We start from the raw sequence: 23,311 nt of genomic DNA on the forward strand, positions 1-23,311 counted from the left end.
GCTACTCATCGCTTAAGGCTTGCATAAAAGCGACGATATCCCGAATTTCCTGCTCGGATAAATTCAATTTTTGATCCGAAAGTGTTTGGTTGTCTAAATGAATACCAATCCCGGCACCGCCTCCGCGGTTATAAAAGTCCACTACTTCTTCTAACGTTTTATAAACCCCGTTATGCATATACGGAGCCGTTTTCGCAATATTTCTCAGTGTCGGTGTCTTGAAAGCGTAAGCGTACTGTTCGTATGGATTTAACAAATACCGACCCATATCCTTATCTAAGGTTGCATGCAGTGTATCCGGTTTTTCCGGGACACCCAACACTTCTGCCTCTGTCTTATCGAATAGAGGTGCCGGGCTTCCGTTGAAAAGTGGTATAAAATGGCAAGTAGCACATTTGGCTTTTCCCATAAACAAGTTGGCACCTATTTTTTCTGATTCATTTAATTGTTTAAGGTCGCCTTCCATATATCGATCAAACTTTGAGGTAAAAGGCGCCAAAGAACGAATATACGCCGCAAGTGCATGTTGAATCTTCCATGGATTGATCTTTCCGGAACTAGTACCGTAAGCTCGGTCAAAAAATGCTACAAACGTGCTGTCTTTCTGCAGTTCCTCAGCGGTCATGGTCAATTCACCTTTCATTTCCATTTCATTGTGTACTACATCTAACGCTTGGTCCTCCAGTGTGCCTGCTTTATGATCGTAAAAAAATGCTCGTTGAAAACCGGCATAGGTAAGGGTGGGTGTATTGCGAAGTAAGCTCTTTTTAGTGTCAATTCCCCTTGCTTTTACCAGCCCATCTGTAAAGGCCTTATCAGCATGATGGCAACTGGCGCAACTTTTCCGGTTTCCGTTTGATAGACGGACATCGTTAAAGAGAGCTTTACCAAGTGTCGCCTTTTCGTTTGAAAAATAGTCGTTTTTATTGCTGACAAACTTGTTCACGTTTAAAGCTGAGCTTCCGAAAAGACTGTTGGCATCGTCATTCAGCGCAGAAAGACTCGGTACGGTAGGCAAGCCTAATTGTTTGCGTAATTTTTGTAGAGACGCATTGAGTGGATTCAAGTAGTCCGTAATAAAAGTCAGACGATCAAAGCCATTAAAACTATTATGGTCTTCTAAATAGGAGATTGACCGGTCGATAGCTGTTAACACGTCATCATGTTTTGTATAAAGGGAGAGGGTGTTTCGTAAACCTTCCAGAGAGGCAGCGGCTTCGGGGACAGACTCTAAAGATAAGGGAGCGTCAAATCCGGTAATGCCTAATGCGGTGATCCGGAAAATCTCCAAGCGCATCGCATCAAATACTTGCGCACTAGTAATGGTATAATCTAACTGATATTGCTGTATCCGTTTGAGCGCTACACTTAATTTTTTGATTTCATTAATCATTTCGGCACGAGCGGCGGTATCTAATTCATTATAGAGATAATCTTCAATGACCTGAAATCCTCCTGGAGGCTCTATTAAATTTTCACCAAGTTCAATCTCCGTTATGGGAGGACCATTCAAGGCTTTCACCGTCGTGGGAAAAAAATACTCCAAGTAATATTCAATTTTCTTGAATTGCCTTCTACATGCCAAAAAAGATCTTTTAACAGCTGTTATGTCCTTGCCTTGTTGAGCTAAGGGCATCAATGAATCATTTACAAGAACGGTAAGCTTTTGTATCTCTATTGATGCATAATCCTTACTATTTGCAGCTGTATCTGTTGCATTGGGTGAACAAAGCGTTGCCAAAAAAATGAGTGCAACAAGCAAAGTCGATAGAATAAAATGCCGATGCGCCATAAGCGATATAAAAACTAAAATACCCTTGTAGCCTTGCTACAAGGGGAAAATAGGTAGATGTGATGAATTGGTTATTTAGCAATTCCTTGTACAATGACCACTTGTCCGCCTTCTTTGTTATCTGTCAATCGGGCATCGCCCCCATCTGCATTTAAGTATTTGTCATCTTTCCACGTGTGCGGGTGAATATTGACGACAAAGGTATTGGGTTTACCGATTAGATCAGATATATCATACATAGCCCCATACTCCCAAGTGCTCAACGTTTGAACGTTATCCGGATTGTATTTTGCGTTAAAAGCTGCTTCATTTCTTCGGTGGTTCATTTGAAGCATCGGTTTCAACTCTTTTGTTGCTATGGCGTATTGCCAAATCGTTCCATCATGTTTGTTTTCTTTATAGAAAGAGTCGCCGTCCTCCTGAATGTATACGAAATTCTCCGTTACGCACAGGTTATCTGGATTTACAATGCTCTCACCTGGGTTATCGATGCCGTCAACAGCTATTTCCAATTTTCCTTTCAGCGGGTTGTCTGCGTCTAAAACCAGTTTATAAACGCGGCCCCACATGGTTTTCCCTGTTACAGGTGTCAATTTATCAGACTGACTTACGCCGGTAGCGGTAAAGTAAACCTCCCTGCCATTGGCTCCTCCACCTTTTTTATAGTCGATATCCTCTACGCGGGCAAACATAATGGCGTTTTTTTCCACGGTTTGTTGTTGTAACTGCGCACCGGTGCTGGATTTTACGTTATCGAGTTCAACAAACTCTACATCATAGCTGTTCCCTTTCTCGATATCCGTTTCAACAGTGTTATTGTCACTTCTCTTTAGTACATATAGCTTGCCATCTTCCAGGTTGCCCTGATTATTCGATACGTACATGGCCACCTGTCCATCCCCTTCATCTTCGCCAATGAGGACCACGGTTTTTCCTGAATAGGCATCTTTAGGTAATGGTACAGCATTCTCAGCGCTCCAACGACCAAAGGCAAGATTTGTACGTTGCGTGTTTTTTTTATCAATCGGCCCTAATGGGTCAATCACATGGATTAAAGATTCAGCGCCGCTTTCCCCCGCAGTGAGGAATAACGGTTTTGAAAAGCCGTGCTCTTCCGGTGTTGCCAAGGTTGCCGAACATAAACGGGTCATGCCCCCATCCGAATCTACAATGTATTCGCCTTTGATCGGTTTTAATTCGTTGTTTAAGTATACTCTTGAAACCGATTGCAGTATCTCATGATTATTGATAAGAATGTAGCCGCTTCCATCCGGATTTTTAAGCATGCCTGCACCATCAGGTTGCGCACCAAAGATAAAGTCCGGTGATTCCGGTAACACGTCATCACTGCTAATGAGCGTAGTGATTTTTAGATTGTCGAAACCCGCAAGGGTTTTTATTAAGGAAGGATTAACCGACTGATCAACAATTTCCAATTCCGGATTTGTTTCATTGTCGTTTTTGTCGTCGTCTTTACTACATCCCCCTATCAATACGGTTGAAAGCACAAAGGATGTTATACCTAATCGTAAAGCATATTTAGCGTTTATGTTTAGCATAGTCTTCAATATTGATTTGCTATAAAAATAGTTGGTCAATATGAGCTAAGATTTAAGACTATGTTAATTCTTGGTTGGTAAAAAAATGGATTCTTTTGAAGAACGTTTATTCAACTACGCGTACAATTACCGGTTCCCCGTTAGCCATACCACTTACATTACCTGCATTATATTGAATCGTATAGGTGCCTGGTTGAGTAATGCCATATCCTTTCATGATCGAAAAGCGTATACTGTCCGATGTGGAAGGCGCCACCGTACAATAGCTCTCGGCGGGAGGAGGCATCACTCTTTTCGCCATAGCACCGAGATAAGGCACTTCTGTTCCTTGTGTATTGGTAATGGTGAGAAAATTGCTTATAAAGCCTTCAAACGGTGTATGGTATTGCGTAAAACGCAAGGTATCCTTTGTGGGGTTGTATACTTTGAACACGATGGGAAGGCTATCCGATAAACGGACAACGCTATCGATTTCCAATACGGCAACCAGCGTAGTGTCTCCATCCATCAGCGATTCCGCTTGTTTGGCCCGAAGGCTTTCAGGTTCTTCGCCCTGCTTAGTTGCATTTTGTTGGCACTGAGTGAAGGTGAGCAGTAAGCCGGTCACTAATAGGGAATAACAAATACTAAATTTCTTCATCATATACCACAAAGGTAAGTTTTTTAAATTAACTACAAGTTCCTGAACTAATACGTAAACAAAGTTATGGGTTAGCGGGAATGATGGTCTAATGACAATGCAGTCAGGTAACGATGCACTACTGTTTGTTAAGAAGTGCATCGCTAATTTTAGCATTAGGCTGCTGAAATTGAAGCAGGTCCAAATTCCTCGAAGTGTATCGAATCTTTTGAGATTCCGATAGACAAAAGGTAATTATAGTGTGTTTTTATGAATGGGCCAGGACCGCAGATATAATATTGGGCCTGCCGATACAAGAAGTCCTCTGGAATCTTATTAAGGGAAACCCATCCTGGCAGGATATCTCCTGTTTTCGAGTCGCTAACAACGTCGTAAAAGATATGCTGTTGTAGCTTACCGTGTTGTGATGAGATATGATGTAGATGTTGTTTAAAAGCGTGTACTTGCTCGTTACGACATCCATGAATCCACGTGATTGGTACCGGAGACTTCCGGTCGACTAAATGTTCTAGCATGGATAGGAGGGGTGTTTGACCAATTCCGCCACTAATAAACACCTGTGGAGACGTTTCTCCTTGCTTCAAAATAAAATTCCCCGAGGGTGCTGAAAGATCAATAATAGCACCTTCTTCAATATGTTGATGCAGACGATTACTGATCATGCCATCCGGTTGTTTTGCTCCAATTTCTTTTTTAACAGATATTCGATAATAGATACCATTTGGTTTGCAGGATATACTATATTGTCTGGGCTGCAATAACCCAAGTTCAGGAAGGAATAAACGTAAACTGACGTATTGGCCTGGAAGAAAATCTGCCACTGGTCCGTTGTCAGTTGGGTAAAGATAAAAGGAGGTGATTTCTGCAGATTCCTTTATTTTTTTCTCCACTCGGAAGGGACGCCAGCCAACCCAGCCACCGCTTTTTGTTGATTTTTCTTTATATAGTTTCTGTTCGTGTCCGGACATGAGCTGTGCAAGTTCATGATATGCCTGCTCCCAAGCTTTCAATAAATCTTCTGAAGCTGCATCTCCCAGCACTTCTGAAATAGATGCAATGAGGTGTCCACCCACAATGGCATATTGTTCCGGCCTTATGTCGAGACTGGTGTGCTTCTGTCCAATGCTATCAACGACTGGCATCAGTATACCGGGATTATCGATATGCTCGGCATAGGCGAGCACAGCCATCGCAAGAGCCGTTTGTTGTTTTTTATTTTGCTGATTCCCCATATTGAATACGTGTTTCAACTCGGGATTGTGCTTAAACATCCTTTCGTAAAAGTGAGTAGTTAGTAGTACTCCATTCTCTTTAAGTACCGGTACGGTACCTTTTACAAGTGCTTTCTGTTGTTCATTCATTTTTATTTCAGTTGTTAATAAAAGACTTTAAAGTCTTTTATTTGGGTAAAAAAACTATTTATTTAATGTAAGCTGCCCTTTGATAAGTTCTGCATTGAACTGACCAATGGTCGTGTTGCGTAACATCAGCGTGATCTGATTTCGAACTTTTTTAAATTCGCCATGTAAGGGACAAGGATATTCTTCCGAACAATAAGATAGACCCATTCCACAACCTTTAAAAATCGTGTCACCTTCTACCGCTATTACAATGTCTGCTAAAGGGCGACTAAAGCCTGAGGTATCAATATAAAAGCCCCCATTAGGGCCTTTAACCGATTGAATTAGCCCTACTTTGCTTAATTTTTGCAGTATTTTCGCTAAAAAAGCTTCCGGGGAATTTACAGCATCAGCTATCTCCTTGATACCTGTACGCTGCCCTTCGTGTGATCGTTGTGCAATGTAGAACACAGCACGCATTGCATATTCTGCCGTTTTAGAAAAAATTCCCATAGCTTTCGTGTTCTTACAGTTATCCTGTGACAAATATAATGCATGTAAAATAAAAGACAAAAATATCTTTTATTATTCCGCTAACTTTTAATATAAGTTCCAACCCGTTTTGCAAGATTGTTGTTTTCTGCATTACCTGTAGGCGTATAGGTTGATGAATAAAGATCAGCATAAAAAGCAAAGATGACTGACTAATAAATGCCGAATGGTGATTACCTTTGAGTTTCATCAAATAGGCCAGTTATGCAAAAATCAGGATGTATATTGTCTACACTTTTCGTCACTATATACGTTTGGATGGCGGGGATGGGTGTAATACGTGCTCAAGACGCTCCCTATCCATTAGAACACGCTAAGCGAATATTGTTTCTCGGCAATAGTATAACTTATGGTGGAGATTATGTTTCAATATTTGAAACATCATTAAGCGTTAGCTACCCAGCTAATAATCCCGAAGTTATTAATCTGGCTTTACCAAGTGAAACGGTTTCTGGTCTTAGCGAGCCTGATCATGCTGATGGAAAATTTCCGAGGCCCTGCCTTTTTAGCCGAGTAACCAGCGTGCTTCAGAAGAGCAAACCGATCGATATTGCGTTTGCCTGTTATGGAATGAACGATGGGATATACTTGCCTTTTGACATGAATCGCTTTGAAGCGTATAAACGAGGAATGATTAGATTACGTGATTCGTTAGAAGCGGCGGGGGTTAAACGTATCATTTTTATGACACCGCCCATACATGATGATAAAGATAAGGGTTTAGGAGGCTATAATCTTGTTTTGGATAAATATGCAGAATGGTTGTTAGCTCAGCGGAAAGCGAGAGGATGGGAGGTAATTGATGTACATTTTCCAATGCGTGCTTATTTGGAAAAAAAGCGTCAGAAAGATGCTGACTTCAAACTTGCTGAAGACGGCGTGCATCCGGGCAAAGAAGGACACTGGCTAATAGCAAAGGCTCTGTTACAATATTTTCATTTACAAGGAGGATTAGTTAAAACAACCTTAAACGATTTTCTGGAAAGTCAGCCTTATATTGTTAATTTATATACGTTGATAGGTAAACGGCAGTCGTTTATGAAAGACGCATGGCTTACCTATACAGGGCACGAACGGCCCGGGATGCCCATTGGCTTGCCGATGGAGGAAGCTGCGATTCAATATGAGCAGCTGGAAAGAGAAATATTTCAATTGAAACGTAATTAGTTTAGCTGATTACTATCCGGACTCCACGAGTTTTTTGTTATAGGAAGTATTTTTCCTTATGTTTGTTTTTTACCACGGCCTATCAATTGTAGACAGTATGAAGTGGACTTACTTTATTCGGCAAAAGCTTAAAGTTGCTTTTTTGTTGTTCTGTATTATGGCATGCTCGGTGTTAATCAGGGTATTAGAGGACAAGAATGTGAAAAGTATTAGCAATGCGCTTTTGTCGATGTATGATGACCGATTGGTGCCTGCATCCGATATTTTTTATATGACGGAACATCTTTACGCCAAGAAATTCCTGATGCTTCAATTCCTTAATGATACAACACCTTCCGCTGTCAGTATAGAGCAGTTAGCGGGACGGATGAAGTACCATAATCAATTTATCGACTCACTGCTAAATAAATACGAAAAAACCTATTTGGTTGATAAGGAAAAAATGTATCTAGAGGGATTCAAAAAGCAGCTTGCACACTATATGTCCTTAGAAAATCATTTATTGGGAGTTTCTGAGATCGGTTTGCAACAACGTGTAACAAAATACCGGGAAGGTGGCGAGGATGCGCTTGATAGAACCATTGCAGGGCTTTCCGCGCTAGAAAGGCTCCAAACTCAGGTAGGTCGCGAATTAATGGCGGATGCACAGTTTGTCATATCAGGTACCCGTTTCTTTTCCACATTGCAGATTATCTTATCTATCGTAATCGGAATAATGGTAGTGGTACTTGTGTTAGCATCCAAAAGTGTGATAAAGAAAAAACAACCGTTTAATTTAAACTAGCTTTTAATCAAGATACTTCCGATCATCTTCTGAAAGATTGGAACGGTAAGGGTCAGTTAACTCTTCTGATTTTGTATTCGTGCTTGTTTGAAAGTTTTGTGATGGGGGATTCAATTTTTCAGTTTTTCTCCTGGGTCGTCCTAAAAGGAAGCCAACAATAACGCCAAAAGCAAACATACTACCCAAGATAGCAAGTTTAGGAATGTAACGGTCACCGAAAATCCAAAAGATTACTTCATCCGTGTTTTTCATTAAAATAATGGTAACCAAAACCGTTAAAATAATAATGAAGATAGTTTTTGCGCTCATAAGCTTATTTTTTGAACTAAAATAACTCTTTTCATAATAAGATCAACTAATATGCCAACTTATGGAACATGTAAGTGTTCTATTTGTTTGTTTTTCAATAGGTATAGCTTACCCCGTACGTGAATATAATATTTTTTGGGCTTGCATCATTAACATAAATAGCGCGTACACCGGCATCGAAATTTGGTAAATAGAACCGGAGAATATTTAGGTCGGCACGTAATTCTATACCTAAGGTGCGGGGAGAGAATTGATTTTGTCGCCCAAAATTTTCGAAATCGGCAAATACTCCTGCTTTAAGTCGCTTAATAAAAGCAAGTGAACTAATGTCCCAATCAGGATAAGCAATAGGAAATCGATAGTCCAAAAATAAGGTATTATGTACGTCGGTAGTGAGAAGTTGATCATATCCGCTAACCATCGGAATATCGTTAGATAAACGGTAATCACCGTTCCTTTCCTGAAAATTAAAACGTGCCTGAAGCGAATGGTTGTTTACTAAACCGGGAAAGTAAAAAGTAGATTTCATGGAAAAAAGGTTTCCCGATAAACGTCGATCAAAAACCATACTTCTATAGATGAAATTCAGGTTCTGTCCCCATTTTGGCGCAAGATCCAGCAAACTCCTTCTGCTGTTTCTGTTGAAATAGTACTGCAGAAGAAGCGGAAATCGTACCTGGGAAAAATTCGGTAAAGAAATGTTCTTTAAACTAATGTCGTAACGCCAGGTATAACTCGTCCCAATGGATACACCGGTGTTATAAAGCGTGTTCAGTCGGTTAAAAGTTAAAGGGATGGTGGTTTTAAGCTCGGTATGGTGTTCTCTCCATCGGAGAGGGACGCGCTCATTGGGGTTGTTCTGAAGCCTAACACTGCTTAACTGCGCTTGATTGCGATACTCAACGGTGAATTTGGGAAACCAGCGTTTCAAGGAAGCACTGACGTAGTAGTCGGTACGACTGGTATTCTGGTCATAATTAAATCCAATTCGAGTGGAAAGCGTGTTCAGTAAGTTGTCAGACATCAGTTGCAAGCCTAGATCAAAATTGTCTATACTGGAGATGTCATCGCCCACCGGAGAAATGCTGTGAAAATTAAAAAGGTGCTGAATATCTTTATAAGGCCTTGAGGCAAAAGTTTTCGTTGGAATGAAGGTAGATGTGTCTGTTATATTTTCTTGCTGTATAAGCGGCTTAAAATAGCTTATAAAGGAATCTGCGGTAGGGGTAATGGACTGACTTAAGGTTTGCTCCAAATTTAGCGTGCTAATCATATAGCCATTTACCTGATAATTATTGAAATAAATGCTTCCTGAAGATTCATCAAAGTAAGGGTTGGTTGCGCCAAATTTGATATTGGTGATTTGTTGGGGGGCTTCTCCTGAATAAGGTAACAGATAAAGGTTGTCAATACCATTGTAATGAGCTTTGAATAAGATGCCTTGCGGAATATAGATCGGTCTTTCTAACTGTTGCTTCTGCCACCCCATCAATAGTCGGCTTTCGCCCGTTTGGAGGTTAACTTCAAGCAACGTGGCACCCTGTTGTTGAACGGCGGTAGTAATGACCTTTTTTCCGCTGCTGTCAAAAGAAGGAGTTTGGACATTGAGGTTTGCAGGCAGAGCAATCCGCCTTTCTTCTGCGCCGGTCGTGCTGTTTAAGATAAGTAGCGATGCCCTGTTTTCGAGATTGATTTCTATTGTGGCAATATGCATCCCATCGGCGCTCAAAGCAGGGGAGAACAGGCGTGTTTTAAAGGTCAGTTGTTTGTGTTTTTTACTGGCTAGGTCATATACATTAATGACATGAAAATTTCTTTTCAAATACCGCTTATCATAGCGAAGCTCGTCCCAGGTAATCTTGTTGCCACCATAAGAAAAATGCGGCTCGGTTTGTATTCCGGTTTTTATGACCTCTTCTATCCGGTTATCTGCTGTGATCGAAACGATCTTTGGTACACTATGGTTGCTTCTTTGTAAGGCTAGTGTGTTACCATTTGGAAGTGCTTTTGGAAACAAAAAATCAATTATTTCAGACCGACTTTCCGGAAAAGATGTGTAGGTTAATGGGTTGGTTTTTTTCAACTGATCCCGCCATAAGCTATCAAGCTCTTCCACCGTTTTCTTATGCCAGGATTCCGTGTTGTAACCCGTTAATGTCTTTAAGCTGCTACTGAAATTGTAAGGTCTAATTGGGTTCTTGGCAATCCGTGTCATCAGGTCTTCTAGAAAATTTTCACCATAGTCTCTTCGCATCTTCGTCGTCATAAAATACCCAAGTTGATAATAACCCGGAGTGATATGTCTTAGCGATCCTAAGAAGTCTTTTTGATAGCTATATTTTTTACCACTTAGTGTATTTGTTCTAAATGGAAGTTCCCATGAAGGCAAGCGACCTCGACCGGCGGTGCTGAGGGTTGTCTCGATTCCTACAGCGTCGCCCTCATAGAACCAAGGTGGGAGTGTGATGCCGAAAATAGCTAGGGCTAGTTGTTCAAAAAGTGGCGCTTTTAAATACCCGGAAATCTTATCGAATTGCACCACATGACGAAGCTCATGCACGGCCAAACTATTGAGCCAATCCTGGTAATCCATTTGCTGCGGTGGGGTAGTGCTGAATTCAGAACGGCGCGGCCCGAGTTGTACAAAACCATTGGAAACCACGTCTCGATTTTGCAAAATAATCGAAATTTTTCTTGGTTTTTTACCAATTGATTTGCTGACTTTGGCTAGGACTGATTCTAAGACATAGGTTAGACGCTGGGCCTGATTCTCAAATTCAGCAGGAAAAATAACTTGGAATTCGGGTGTTTGTATTTCTCTCCACTTTACACTTGGAGGGTTTTGGTAGTCGTCGAAAATCTGTGAAAATGCCAATGATGAATAAAAAAGTGATATTGTTAATGATAATGTATTGATAAGAAGTGTTTTATATTTATTTTTTTGAGTCATTACAACAGATTGCTAAAAATATTAGTTTTTTATTGGTTGGTTAATTGTTTGATATATTTATTTTTTGTTAATATAAAGTTTAAAACTAATTGATTTTTAATTTTTTATTATTTATTAAGATGTTTGAATAAGTGCTTTATGTCTTGTGTTTTTTTACGAATTTTAGCGAACAGTAGCCTCTTTGTGTGTATTTCGTAAATGTATTTAATTTTTTTTACAACGCTACACTATCTATGGTTTTTTTTTGCGTGTCTTCTCTTCAAATGTTTGATCTCGACTCTTCCAGGTTTTCGCATCATCGAGTTGTAGGCTTCCATTTGTTGCGTGTAGTTTCTTTCATAATCTTTGAAAAGTACTATTTATTTAAAGGCATGGTAAGCTGGAAAAAAATGCTCCTATATCGAAACAAAAAAAGATCTTATGGTGTGGGTGGGCCTTCTTTTTGTGGAGTGATCAATAGGGTTAATTGCCTGTTAAGAAGTTCATATCGAGTGCTGTTTTTTTTTCGAGAAGATCGGTTCCTTTTTTTCTCGCTCTTTTCAGCTTGTTTTAAAGTTACAGAAGTTTGTAATGTAGGTGCAGGAGGGTCGTTTTTTTAAAGTATAGCTATTGACCCGAGCGTGAATTGTAATCGTTTTTTTCTTTCTTTTTCTAATACTTAGTGTAATTTATGTCTTATTTTTTTGAGTGTTTTATTCGTATTCACATTGCTTGAATATACTGGCAGCTTCAAGAATCCTCAGCAAGATAATAAGCCAGCTATAACCTTAACTAGTAAATACAAAGTCATCTCTTTTCAGCGGAGCTTTTGTTGCCTATAAAAATTGCTTGGTCTATATGATTTTTTAATTCGGTTAGCCATTTTAAATAGCTCTGCCTCCCGTAATAGAAACCCAAATCAATTTTCTCTTTGGATCCATTTGTCTATGAGCGCTAAGTGGTATTATCTAATTTCTCCATTTTTATTTTCGAGCAATAATAAAGACGTACGCGGGCTATGTTTAGTGGTCGTTTTAGGATGGCATTGCGAAAATTTTAGCAAGCCAATAAAATACACTAAGCCTTGTCCGGCACAGATGGCACATGGAGTAAAAATCTGTCGATGCTGATCTTATACCCGTCGCCTTGTTGCCTTAAAATGCATACTTGACTTTCAATAGTTAGCGCGCTTTGCAATAAAGAGACTGCTTTTTAACGCTTTTAAGGGCCGAATAAGATTTTAACCTTCTTGGTGGCCGCTTTGGGTTTTGTTTCCTTAAAAGGTCTGAAAAGGGCTTAAAATCGAGTCTGTATTTTTCGGCTAAGGTCTTTTCCTTTTTTATACTTTCAAAAAGGCATAAAAATGTTACCTTTGCGCTCCCCCATTTTGCAATTAAATATGTTGAAATTGTCGAAAATCGTTTTCTCTTTTCTATTACTTTTTACGGTAGCTACCCACAAATCATGGGCCCAATTTCATCCCCGGTATTTGTCTCTATCAGATTCTTCATCAATAAATATTAGTGAAAAGAAGCATTTCGTGATTCAACTGGAACACGAAAATGGAGGCGTATTAACGGGTAATGAACGAGCGAAGGAATCCTTAAGGGATGCCTATTATAATGCTTTTAATTTGAAAATCGGTTGGCAAACCAAGCACGGAGGCGATGTTTACCACCAGCTTTACAATTACCCCGTATATGGTGTAGGGTTGTATTCCAGTACTTTTGGACTTGATCATGTTGGAGATCCCTATGCTGTTTATGGCTTTGTTTCCATCCCCATTAAACCGCGCGTAAACCGTCGGTGGAACTTCAATTATCGCATTTCCCTTGGTCTATCCGGTAGATTTAATCCCTATAGCGAGGACGAGAATCCCTTCAATTTAATTATTGGTACAAAAAACAATGTTTTTATTGATTTTGGTGGTCAAGTTAACTATACATTGAGTCGGCATTTTCAGATCGGAGCCGGTTTGGCCTTCCATCATTTTTCCAATGGGGCATTAAAACTACCTAACACAGGTATTAATCTGCTTCCTTTCACAGCTGCCGTGACTTATGTGCCCAATGCGAAAACCTTCGATTTTCGCAAGCAATATATTGTCCCGAACCCGAAAGAAGACGAACTTCAGTTTAGCTATGCATTTGGTTTTAAACAATTGGATGAGGATAATGAGCGAAAATACTTTAAATCGACTATCGGTGTCTTTTGGAGTCGCTATTTAGGATATAAATGGCGTCTAGGACTCGGCGCTAATATTTTTTATTCTGCCTCTGCCAACGATCCGGAAGTGGCAGGCGATAAAGAAAGCTCTTTTAATGCCTTGTTTTCGGGAGGGCCGGCATTCTATATCGACCATTTGTTGACATCCAAGTTGTATTTGAATGGGAACCTAGGTTACTATTTGCATCGAAATGAATTTAACCGGGAAACAAAGCCGATGTATCTGCGGATAGGTGGCCGATATTATGTTTATAAAGACTTCTTTGCTGGTGTATCTATTAAGGCACACGCAGGTAAGGCAGATTTTATCGAGTGGACCACCGGTTATACCTTGGATCTTCGTAAAAGGAAATAAGCCATAAATTGACGTCTGTTTTAGATCAAAATCGCCATCAATGAAAATAGAACCTATTTAGGTGCTTTATAAAGAAGATAAAGGCCCACACCGAGAAAGATCAGACTGGGGATAAAAGCCGCCAAAAGAGGAGGGAGGCCTCCCTTTAGTGAGAACATATTGGCAAACTGAATAAACAGAATATAGGTAAAACTAAGCGCTATTCCGACGCCGAGACTTAAACCGATCCCGCCACGTACCTTTTTGGATGATAAGGAGACTCCCATCAAAGTAAGAATGTAAGCAGAGAACGGATAAATAAAACGCTTGTACTTCTCCAGCTTGAGGTCGGTCATTCTACCGGTACCTCGTATTTTCTCTTTCTCAATATTTTCATTTAACTCTTGGGTGGTCATGGCCATAAATACGTTGTCGCGAATTTCAAAATCTCTCGGTGACATATCCAAGGTGGTGTCCTTGGATGTACCCTTTATCATTTTTTCGTTTAAGCCATTTACTATACGAATTGTATAGTTCTCAATCTTCCAATTGTTTTTGACAGAGTCCCAGGTAATCCGGTCGGCAATCAATTTTTCCTGTAATTCTTGCCCCTTAAAGGTTTCCAAAATAAAATTGTAACCTACTTTGCGGTCGTTGTCAAAATTGTCGATATAAACAAAGCTGTTTTTGTCTATCTGCATATGGGTGGAACTCTTACTGTTATTGTCGATAGGTTTTACATAAATATTCTCAAAACCTATTTTCAGTTTGTTGGTTCGCGGAATAATATAGATGTTAAAAATCAGTGTGACTAGGCAGATTATCGAGGCTGCTATAAAATAAGGTCTCAAAAAACGTCGGAAACTCATACCACCATTTAAAATTGGCACGATTTCGGTTTGATCAGCCATTTTAGCGGTAAAGAAAATAACAGCAATAAAATTGATCAACGGACTGAGGAAATTGAGATAAAATGGAATGAAGCCGGCATAGTATTCGAAAACAATCTTAGAAAGCGGCGCATGGTTTTTGAGAAAGTCATCCATGCGTTCCGAGATATCAAAGATAACAGCCACAACAGTGAAAATAGCCATCGTAAACACAAAAGTGCCAAGGTATTTTTTTATTATGTATTTATCGATGATGTTCACTTGAAAATTGAAAAATCAAAATTAAAAATTAAAAAACTCATTGGCTAATTAGCTAGATGGGGTTTGCGCTACTCGTAACCAAGCCAATAACGGACAACCAATAACTAACAACCAACAACCAATAACCAATAACTAACAACCAATAACCAATAACTAACAACTAACAACCAACAACTACTATAACCGTTCTCCCAACTGTTTAACCATTTTGTTTTTCCATTCGTAAAACGTTCCTTCCAGAATTTTAGTACGGGCCTCCTGTACTAACCAAAGGTAGAAATGCAGGTTATGTAAAGTAGCTATCTGAGCGCCTAAAAGTTCCTTCGAGTGAATTAAATGGCGTAAATAGGCCTTACTATAGAACAGGTCGGTATGCAAATCGCTATCCGGATCTATTGGCGAGAAATCTGCCTCCCATTTCTTGTTTTTGATATTGATAATGCCATTTCTTGTAAATAACATGCCATTTCGGGCGTTGCGTGTAGGCATAACACAATCAAACATGTCAATACCCAAAGCGATATTTTCTAAAATGTTAATAGGTGTACCCACTCCCATTAGATAGCGTGGTTTGTCAAAAGGTAAGATTGCGTTTACCACCTCTGTCATCGCATACATTTCCTCGGCTGGTTCTCCTACGGATAATCCTCCAATAGCATTTCCGTCACGACCGAATGAAGCGATCGTTTCCGCCGATTTTTCCCGAAGATCTCTATATACCGATCCTTGCACAATTGGAAAAAGTGTTTGCTCGTAACCATATAAGGGATCAGTGTTATCGAATCGATCGCAGCATCTTTTTAACCAGCGATGTGTCATATCAAGCGATCTTTTTGCATAGCGATAGTCGCAAGGGTAAGGAGTGCATTCGTCGAAAGCCATGATGATGTCAGCGCCGATAATGCGTTGCGTATCCATTACATTTTCAGGTGTAAAGAGGTGCTTCGATCCGTCAATATGAGAACGAAACGTGACGCCTTCTTCTTTGATTTTCCGCACCTCGGTAAGGGAATATACCTGATAACCTCCACTATCGGTTAATATGGGCTTGTCCCAACCATTAAATTTATGTAATCCACCGGCAGCCTGTATGACATCAAGACCTGGCCTTAAATACAAATGATAGGTGTTGCCCAAAATTATTTGCGCTTGTATATCTTGTTTCAGTTCGTGTTGATGGACACCTTTTACTGAACCGGCCGTGCCGACGGGCATGAAGATAGGTGTTTGAATCGTACCATGTGCGGTGACTAATTCGCCGGCGCGAGCCTTTGAATTTTTATCAGTGGATTGTAGTGTAAATTTCATTTAAGGAATTGCCCTTAGCAAAAAATATTTAGTTTGCAAACTTAGACAAAATGCAATGATTATGCAATCTCTTCGCGCAGGTCATTTTTTGCTTGAGTTCATTTGATTGCGTATGCTACCAATTTTATCTAAGTTTGCAGCCACATACTACTATAATCAGATACTTTGGAACAATATTTACACCTTGTTTTACCGGCGTTGTTGAGCGCTTCCTTGATTATTCAACTGTACTACACATTCTTTGTTCAGGGACTTTTAGGGCGTTATCCCGTGGATGATTTAAAAAGAGATACAATATATCCCCCTTTGTCCGTTATCATTTGCGCGCGGAATGAGGAAAGTAATCTGCGTCTATATCTTTCGGAAGTATTGGAGCAAGATTATCCGCAATTCGAAGTAATTGTTGTAAATGATGGATCAAGTGATGATTCTAACTGGGTTTTAAAAGAATTTCAGGCCCGTTACCCATACCTACGTACCGTGGAGATCCGCGACCAAGGTCGAAATCGACAAGGAAAGAAATTTGCCGTCACCTTAGGCGTCAAGGGCGCTCAGTATGAACACTTGGTATTGACGGATGCCGATTGTTTTCCGCAAACTGATCAATGGCTAAAATGTATGGCCCGGCAGTTTAGGCCCGGTGTAGAGATTGTGTTGGGATATTCACCCTATACACGTGCTTCCGGTTTTTTAAATAAGTACGTCCGATTTGAAACTTACCAAACGGCATTGAATTATTTGTCGAACGCGTTAAGAAAGAATGCTTATATGGGAGTTGGAAGAAACCTTGCCTATACAAAATCCCTGTTTTTTAAAAAGAAAGGCTTCGCTTCTCATATGCATATTCCTTCAGGAGATGATGACCTCTTTGTGAATCAAAATGCTACGAAAAGTAACGTGGCCATCTGCGTAGCACAGGAGGCGCATGTTTGGAGCACACCTAAGAGCACTTACAAAGACTACCAGCGTCAGAAAAACAGACATTTCGGTGCTGGAAAAGCTTATAAGGGCAAACATAAATTGATGCTTACTTTCCAAGCTTTCAACGCGGTAGCGTTTTATTTGCTTATAATCCTTATATTGGTTTTACAGCCTCGCTTTTGGCCTCTTGCCGTAAGCGTCTATTGTTTCCGCTTACTATGCCAATTGCTCGTTAATATCCCAATCATGAAACGTTTGCAGGTAAAAGACCTCATATGGTGGTATCCGCTAATGGATCTTTTACATTTTATATACATCTCTGTCATGGGCGTTTTTGCTCTATTCAGGAAAAATGTTCAGTGGAAATAAGGCTCTAAAAAACGACGAATATGGAAAATACATCTCCCGCAATCATCTATAAATACTTCAAAGAACTAACAGCTATTCAAAAAGAGCAAATTGATCGTTTACAGGATTTATATGCCTTTTGGAATGCGCAGATTAATGTAATTTCCAGAAAAGACATCGATAGTTTGTATGAACGACATGTGCTACATTCCCTAGCTATTGCGAAATTGGTTTCTTTCAAGGCTGGAGCAACCATTCTAGATGTAGGCACGGGAGGAGGCTTTCCGGGTATACCTTTGGCTATACTGTTTCCGCAAACACAGTTTCTTCTAGTGGATTCGATTGGGAAAAAAATTAAGGTGGTGAAAGAAGTGGCGAATGCTTTGGGGCTCACGAATATACAAACGAGTCATTCACGCGCTGAGCAAACTCCGGGTAAGTTCGACTTTGTCATTTCGAGGGCAGTTACCCGCTTAGGCGAATTTTATCCATGGGTGCGGAATAAATTTAAAAAAGATTCATTACATGCCTTTCCCAATGGAATTCTGTATCTAAAAGGAGGAGATTTAACAGAAGAAATTGCCGAGTCAAAATTACATACTGAATTGTTCCCAATCGCTGACTTTTTTGATGAGGAATTTTTTGAAACGAAATATGTGGTTTATATAGAAGGTTGATTTTTAAGAGTTTCACGTGGAATGTTTGATGTTCAAGCCTTTTTTTCTATTTTAGGCTTTTACTAAAAACCTATCAATTCATGAAACTCGTTTATCAGTTGGCACTGACCCAAATTAAAGGGGTTGGAAATACCCTAGCTAAGCAATTAATCGATCATTGTGGAAGTGCAGAGGAAGTGTTCCGATCATCTAAAAAACAGCTGATGCTTATTCCCGGGATTGGAGAGCGAGTCGCCGGGAATATTCTTCATAAAGAGGTGATGAACGCAATAGAGAAGGAAGTTGCTTTCATTGATAAACATAAAATCAAGGTTTTGTTTTGGTCAGAACCGGAATACCCGGTCAAACTAAAGCAATGCATTGATGCACCGGTCTTACTATATTTTAAGGGGAATGCCAATCTTCAAACCAAAAAAGTAATAAGCATTGTAGGTACCCGTAATGCAAGCGATTATGGCAAAAGCATCTGTGAAGAATTTGTGGCATCTTTTAGACAAGAAGAGGTACTTGTCGTAAGTGGCCTAGCGCACGGCATTGATAGCTTCGCTCATGAAGCTTGTCTAAAAAACCAGATTGCCACCGTTGGGGTACTTGGGCATGGCTTGGATCGTATCTACCCCGCAATTAATCGGACCTTAGCTACTGACATGTTAAAAAATGGAGGATTATTAACAGAATATCCTTCAGGCACCAATCCAGATAGACAAAACTTTCCCTCGCGCAATCGAATTATCGCGGGATTGGCAGACGTCACGGTGGTTGTCGAGGCAACCATTAAGGGAGGGGCATTGATTACTGCGGAGATTGCGAATGCCTATAATCGTGACGTATGTGCATTTCCAGGAGATATCAAACGGCAATCTTCCTCGGGTTGTAACCATCTCATCAAAACCCATCGTGCCCATCTCATCAGTTCGGCGAAAGATTTAGCTTATTTAATGAATTGGGACCTCACTAGCGAAAAAAAAGAAGAGAAGCAGCTAAGTCTTGAAATAATCCTGAACCCGGAAGAAAAACACGTATTCGATATTGTGAAAGAAAGTGGGTCGATAGGGATCGATGCGCTAGCCTATAAAACAAATCTTACCCAGAGTAAGCTGGCGATTCTTCTATTAGAACTGGAAATGAAAGGGGTCTTAATCGCTTTGCCGGGAAAGATGTATAGAACTCCCTAGTCTGATAAGAACGTTTTACAATGAATTAATCAGCGTCCAATAACGCCAACCTAAAATGGCCTTTTGAATCTTATTCAATTGACCGGGATCTTTATGAACCAAACTCGGTAAGATCAATTTATTGACACCAACCAGTACTTTAAATATTCTTTTTCTGAGTCCCATACTGAATAAACAAGTTGACTGGTACATTGTTTCCAGATCAACACTTTACTTGGATATGCTTAAAGTGCAAAGGAATCTCCTTTTGACGGTATCTCAACCTGATAGCCTTTTCCAACGAGATCCGCCTCCAGTGCTTGCATACTGCTCAAATCGCCGTGTACCAAAAAAATCTTCTTCAAACTCTGATTATCGTGTGCTGAAATCATATTCACCAGATCATGATGATCCGCATGTCCGCTTAAACAATCTGTTTGTTTGATCGATGCAAAAACGGAAAGTTCCCGACTTCTTATCTTTACAATGGAATCACCTCGAAGCAAGCGATGTCCTAAGGTCCCTTTGGCGCAGTATCCTATAAAAAGGATAGTACAATAAAAATTTTGAATATTTTCGTATAGGTGATCCTGTATTCTTCCTCCTTCCAGCATACCCGCAGATGAAACGATAATACAAGGATCGTAATAATTCGAGATATCCTTGCTTTCATCCAGGTTTTCAACATATTTTAGATTTTCAAAAGAGAATTGGTCGCCTTCTCTTGCATAAAAACGCTGTGCCTCTTCATTTAAAAGGTGGTAGTATTTTCGATAAACTTCTGTCGCATAATTGGCAAGCGGACTATCCACAAAGATCTGTACGGGAGGTAAAAGTCCTTCTGAAAAAATGCGATTAAGACTGTATACCAATGCTTGTGTCCGACCTACACTAAATGCGGGTATAATCAATTTACCGGGTGTTTTAATACAGGTCTCTTTTATTGTATTGATTAAAACTTCTGTGAAATCCTGATCGGTATGGTGGCGTCCGCCATAGGTAGACTCGCACACTAAATAATCAACTGGCGGAAGAGGCTGGGGATCCGGCAATATGGGATAGTTTTTTCGACCCAAGTCTCCTGAAAAAGCTATTTTCTTTGTCTGCCCGTTTTCCTCAATCTCTAGAATTGCCGCCGCCGCGCCCAATAGGTGCCCCACAGGAATCAGGGTTAATGTAATGTTGCCTGTTATTCGAAACGGTTTATGAAAAGGAATCGTCACAAAACGTTCGACAGCATCCATTACATGCTTTTGTAAATACAACGGCTTATTATACCTTGTAAACGTTTTCTTTCCCCGTTTTACTTTTCTCTTTTCTTGTTTAAGAAAGATATTTACGGAGTCCAGCATAAGTAATTCGCTTAGTGCTGCGGTAGGAGAGGTGCTTAGAATCTGTCCTTGAAATCCCGAACGGATAAGTGTAGGAATATTTCCCGAATGATCAATGTGCGCATGTGTTAATATAAGGACATCAATTTCGGACGGATGGAAAGGAAAGTGCTCGTTATCTTCCAAACTGACAGAAGGTTCGTAATTCAAACCGCAATCAATCAGTATTTTATAACCTTCTATTTCTAAGAGGTGCATGCTTCCCGTTACTTGTTGAGCCGCACCCCAAAACGTTAAATTCATATTTTTTAGCAGTTCAGACTATCCGTTCACTTTTTCTTGTTGAAGATGGCTAAGATAACGATATAATCCTGTTTCACGTTGAATAAGTTCGCTGTGCGTACCGCATTCAATTACTCGGCCCTTTTCGATAACAATAATCTTGTTCGCTTCCCGTATGGTGGAAAGACGGTGCGCAATAATGATCGAGGTACGGTTTTTCATCAGTTCTTCCAAGGCGTTCTGAACTAAGCGTTCTGATTCGGAATCGAGCGATGAAGTGGCTTCATCCAATATAAGAATGGCGGGATCTTTCAACAGTGCCCGCGCAATGGCTATACGCTGGCGCTGCCCACCGGATAGCTTCACACCCCTTTCTCCCACCAAGGTATCATAACCTTCCGGGAAACCCATAATAAAATCGTGTGCATTAGCACGTTTGGCGGCGGCGATTACTTCTTCTGCGTCAGCCTCTAACTTACCATAGGCAATATTTTCACGTATAGATCCTCCAAAAAGCAAAACATCTTGTGGTACAATGGCTACTTGATTTCTTATATCGGTTAACCGATAACTTTCTGCTTTTTTTCCATCAAACAAAATATCGCCTTCCTGTGGTTGGTAAAATCCAAGGATAAGTGATGCCAACGTAGATTTACCGGTACCGCTTGGGCCCACTATGGCTATTTTTTCACCGGCATGGGCGCTGAAAGATATATCTTTTAGAACCGTAATTTCGCTTCTTGAGGGGTAGGCGAACTGTACATGGTGAAACGCGAGATCACCTTTTATACGTTGTTTTATCTCGTTTTCCTCTGGAATTATAGAAACGTTTTCCCTCTTTTCTTCTAACAATTCGATAACGCGCTCTGTGCTGCCTACGGCTTTTTGTACATTGGCGTACAATTCAGGAAAGCTGCCCATAGAACCTGCTACAAATAAAGAAGAGATAATATAGGTAGTAAGGTTTCCAACCGAGAGTTCGCCGGTAGCGATGAGCGAAGAGCCATACCAGATAACACTTACGACTGCACCGAAAATACAAAAAAGAATAAAGGAGGCAAATAAACCGCGATAACTTGCTCCTCGTAGGGCTAATTGCACAACGGCTTTCAGCGAATTCTGATAACGATTCGCTTCATAAGCCTCATTGACAAAAGCTTTTACATTGCTGATACCCTGGAGTGTTTCTTGAACGATGGTGTTCGATTCGGCCAGCTTGTCTTGTGCCTTCCGTGATAAATTACGGATAAATTTACCGAAAAAAACTGCGATGATGACGATAACAGGTAAAATGGATAGGTTGAGCAAGGTGAGCTTGACCGATACAATAAATAAAAAGCTTACGCCGCCAACCAAGAGAATGCTTTGTCGGATCATCTCTGCAAAGGTGGTGGTCATGGTATCCTGTATCTGTGACAGATCAGCTGATAATCGACTATTCAATTCGCCTACTCTTCTATTGGCAAAAAAATCCATCGGAAGCGTAATCAGATTAAAATAAGTATCACGCCTGATATCGGCCAAGGTCTTTTCGGCAACTTCTACAAAGAGCCGGATACGAAAGAAAGACACAAAAGATTGAAAGAACAAAATGGCGAATGCAATAAGACCGATCACTTTAATACTTGCAGGAATAAAGGCTAAACCCTGTTTTCCCTGAGCCGCATCTACCATACCGCCCATGAGCGCCGGGAATGCCAACAAGGAGATGCTGGACAAAAATAGAAAAAACAAACCCAGAATAAACTTCAAACGATAAGGTCTAAGGTATCTTAAAAGTTTCTTTACGTTGCGGAGTGATGTTTTGTTGATTTTTGTTTTAGGTAGTTCATCGGTAATTCCGTTTCCACTATTTAATCGAGCACGTGCCATTAATCGAATTATCGGTTTTAAAATAACTTAACATGCAAAGGTAGTGACATAAAAGGGCATGCCTATCACTGTAAAGTCAATTTTTTTTTCGCTTAACTAATAAAAATGATACCGTTGCCAGTGCTAAAAAAGCAATGATGAGCACATTGAGATAGACACTGTTCTGTCTTTTTAAAACATTTACTTCTTCCAGGAGCTGTTCTTGGCTTTTCCGGAGTTTACTGATGGTATTGATATAGCCGGTAATGCGAGAGCCGGATTCCAATGCTTTATTTTCTACTGTTTGCTTTTCAATATCTTTGAAATCCAGTAATGCTTTGGTTTCTTTAAATATATTGTTATCCGTCTTTACAATTTCTTTGAGTATATCAATGGATGCTTGCATATCTTTCTTGGTTTTCAATCCAAAAATGCCTGATCGGGCCCGTAGGCTAGCATCAAATTCACCAAAGCGTTGGCTTCGTTGATCCAATAATCGATTTACCTTTGCCCTTTGTCTTTCATAGGCTGTGCTATCTTCTTGAAAGGACGCAAAGCAATCGTTCATGCTGAGCGTAAATACTAAAATTGTGATTAATTTGTATTTCATTTTCGTTAAAGTATATCAGGAAGTCGGAATAAACTCATACCAGATT

19 protein-coding genes are annotated in these 23,311 nt (G+C 40.1%); 6 read left to right on the forward strand and 13 right to left on the reverse strand.

Annotated elements, in window-relative coordinates:
• Position 1: 1 nt before the first annotated feature.
• The 5 genes from FKG96_RS09605 to FKG96_RS09625 form a co-directional block, all read right to left on the reverse strand.
• Positions 2-1,792 carry a cytochrome-c peroxidase gene (locus FKG96_RS09605; RefSeq protein ID WP_149105392.1) on the reverse strand — a complete coding sequence of 597 codons (1,791 nt, stop codon included), beginning with the start codon at positions 1,790-1,792 and terminating at the stop codon, positions 2-4.
• Positions 1,793-1,863: 71 nt separating this feature from the next.
• Entirely contained in the window at positions 1,864-3,351 is a 1,488-nt protein-coding gene (locus FKG96_RS09610) for an alkaline phosphatase PhoX (RefSeq protein WP_207303776.1), read from the reverse strand.
• A 106-nt stretch (positions 3,352-3,457) separates the two neighbouring features.
• Positions 3,458-3,994 (reverse strand): hypothetical protein, encoded by a 537-nt coding sequence (locus FKG96_RS09615; protein ID WP_130857019.1) that lies wholly within the window; start codon positions 3,992-3,994, stop codon positions 3,458-3,460.
• Positions 3,995-4,146: 152 nt separating this feature from the next.
• On the reverse strand, positions 4,147-5,352 hold the full coding sequence (gene hmpA / locus FKG96_RS09620; protein ID WP_130857020.1) for an NO-inducible flavohemoprotein: 1,206 nt from the start codon (positions 5,350-5,352) through the stop codon (positions 4,147-4,149).
• A gap of 54 nt (positions 5,353-5,406) precedes the next feature.
• Positions 5,407-5,844 carry an Rrf2 family transcriptional regulator gene (locus FKG96_RS09625; protein WP_013665785.1) on the reverse strand — a complete coding sequence of 146 codons (438 nt, stop codon included), beginning with the start codon at positions 5,842-5,844 and terminating at the stop codon, positions 5,407-5,409.
• A gap of 243 nt (positions 5,845-6,087) precedes the next feature.
• Between FKG96_RS09625 and FKG96_RS09630 the strand changes: the two genes are divergently transcribed.
• Both FKG96_RS09630 and FKG96_RS09635 read left to right on the forward strand, forming a co-directional pair.
• Entirely contained in the window at positions 6,088-7,050 is a 963-nt protein-coding gene (locus FKG96_RS09630) for an SGNH/GDSL hydrolase family protein (protein ID WP_130857022.1), read from the forward strand.
• Positions 7,051-7,147: 97 nt separating this feature from the next.
• On the forward strand, positions 7,148-7,834 hold the full coding sequence (locus tag FKG96_RS09635) for an MCP four helix bundle domain-containing protein (RefSeq protein WP_165447020.1): 687 nt from the start codon (positions 7,148-7,150) through the stop codon (positions 7,832-7,834).
• 3 nt (positions 7,835-7,837) lie between these two features.
• Here FKG96_RS09635 and FKG96_RS09640 read toward each other — a convergent pair whose 3' ends face one another.
• Both FKG96_RS09640 and FKG96_RS09645 read right to left on the reverse strand, forming a co-directional pair.
• Entirely contained in the window at positions 7,838-8,143 is a 306-nt protein-coding gene (locus tag FKG96_RS09640; RefSeq protein WP_013665789.1) for a hypothetical protein, read from the reverse strand.
• Between the two features lie 94 nt (positions 8,144-8,237).
• Positions 8,238-11,093 carry a hypothetical protein gene (locus tag FKG96_RS09645; protein WP_149105393.1) on the reverse strand — a complete coding sequence of 952 codons (2,856 nt, stop codon included), beginning with the start codon at positions 11,091-11,093 and terminating at the stop codon, positions 8,238-8,240.
• Positions 11,094-12,435: 1,342 nt separating this feature from the next.
• Here FKG96_RS09645 and FKG96_RS09650 point away from each other — a divergent pair.
• The gene (locus FKG96_RS09650; RefSeq protein ID WP_149105394.1) at positions 12,436-13,653 is read left to right on the forward strand and encodes an acyloxyacyl hydrolase; all 1,218 of its coding nucleotides are present in this window, start codon (positions 12,436-12,438) and stop codon (positions 13,651-13,653) included.
• 53 nt (positions 13,654-13,706) lie between these two features.
• Here the strand turns inward: FKG96_RS09650 and FKG96_RS09655 are convergent, their stop codons facing one another.
• The gene (locus tag FKG96_RS09655) at positions 13,707-14,783 is read right to left on the reverse strand and encodes an LptF/LptG family permease (RefSeq protein ID WP_013665792.1); all 1,077 of its coding nucleotides are present in this window, start codon (positions 14,781-14,783) and stop codon (positions 13,707-13,709) included.
• A gap of 177 nt (positions 14,784-14,960) precedes the next feature.
• Complete coding sequence (gene tgt / locus FKG96_RS09660; RefSeq protein WP_130857029.1) at positions 14,961-16,091, reverse strand: tRNA guanosine(34) transglycosylase Tgt; 1,131 nt, start codon at positions 16,089-16,091, stop codon at positions 14,961-14,963.
• A gap of 165 nt (positions 16,092-16,256) precedes the next feature.
• Here tgt and FKG96_RS09665 point away from each other — a divergent pair, with 165 nt between their 5' ends.
• The 3 genes from FKG96_RS09665 to dprA all read left to right on the forward strand — a co-directional run bounded on the left by FKG96_RS09665 (position 16,257) and on the right by dprA (position 19,212).
• Positions 16,257-17,381, forward strand: a complete 1,125-nt coding sequence (locus FKG96_RS09665; protein ID WP_130857031.1) for a glycosyltransferase — start codon at positions 16,257-16,259, stop codon at positions 17,379-17,381.
• A 20-nt stretch (positions 17,382-17,401) separates the two neighbouring features.
• Positions 17,402-18,037, forward strand: coding sequence for a 16S rRNA (guanine(527)-N(7))-methyltransferase RsmG (rsmG, locus tag FKG96_RS09670; protein WP_013665795.1), 636 nt, complete (start codon positions 17,402-17,404; stop codon positions 18,035-18,037).
• An 80-nt stretch (positions 18,038-18,117) separates the two neighbouring features.
• Positions 18,118-19,212: a DNA-processing protein DprA gene (gene dprA, locus FKG96_RS09675; protein WP_130857032.1), complete on the forward strand. Its 1,095-nt coding sequence runs from the start codon at positions 18,118-18,120 to the stop codon at positions 19,210-19,212.
• 15 nt (positions 19,213-19,227) lie between these two features.
• On the opposite strand, the gene FKG96_RS26720 is transcribed toward dprA, so the two are convergent.
• From FKG96_RS26720 to FKG96_RS09690, 4 genes are all read right to left on the reverse strand, one after another.
• Positions 19,228-19,377 carry a hypothetical protein gene (locus FKG96_RS26720; RefSeq protein ID WP_165447021.1) on the reverse strand — a complete coding sequence of 50 codons (150 nt, stop codon included), beginning with the start codon at positions 19,375-19,377 and terminating at the stop codon, positions 19,228-19,230.
• Positions 19,378-19,436: 59 nt separating this feature from the next.
• A complete protein-coding gene (locus FKG96_RS09680; protein ID WP_149105395.1) occupies positions 19,437-20,825 on the reverse strand; it encodes an MBL fold metallo-hydrolase in 1,389 nt (462 codons plus the stop codon).
• A gap of 18 nt (positions 20,826-20,843) precedes the next feature.
• Positions 20,844-22,676: an ABC transporter ATP-binding protein gene (locus FKG96_RS09685; protein ID WP_130857034.1), complete on the reverse strand. Its 1,833-nt coding sequence runs from the start codon at positions 22,674-22,676 to the stop codon at positions 20,844-20,846.
• Positions 22,677-22,752: 76 nt separating this feature from the next.
• On the reverse strand, positions 22,753-23,265 hold the full coding sequence (locus tag FKG96_RS09690; protein ID WP_013665800.1) for a hypothetical protein: 513 nt from the start codon (positions 23,263-23,265) through the stop codon (positions 22,753-22,755).
• Positions 23,266-23,311: the final 46 nt, after the last annotated feature.

The organism is Olivibacter sp. LS-1 (assembly GCF_008245145.1).
GTDB classification, from domain to species: Bacteria; Bacteroidota; Bacteroidia; order Sphingobacteriales; family Sphingobacteriaceae; genus Olivibacter; species Olivibacter oleidegradans.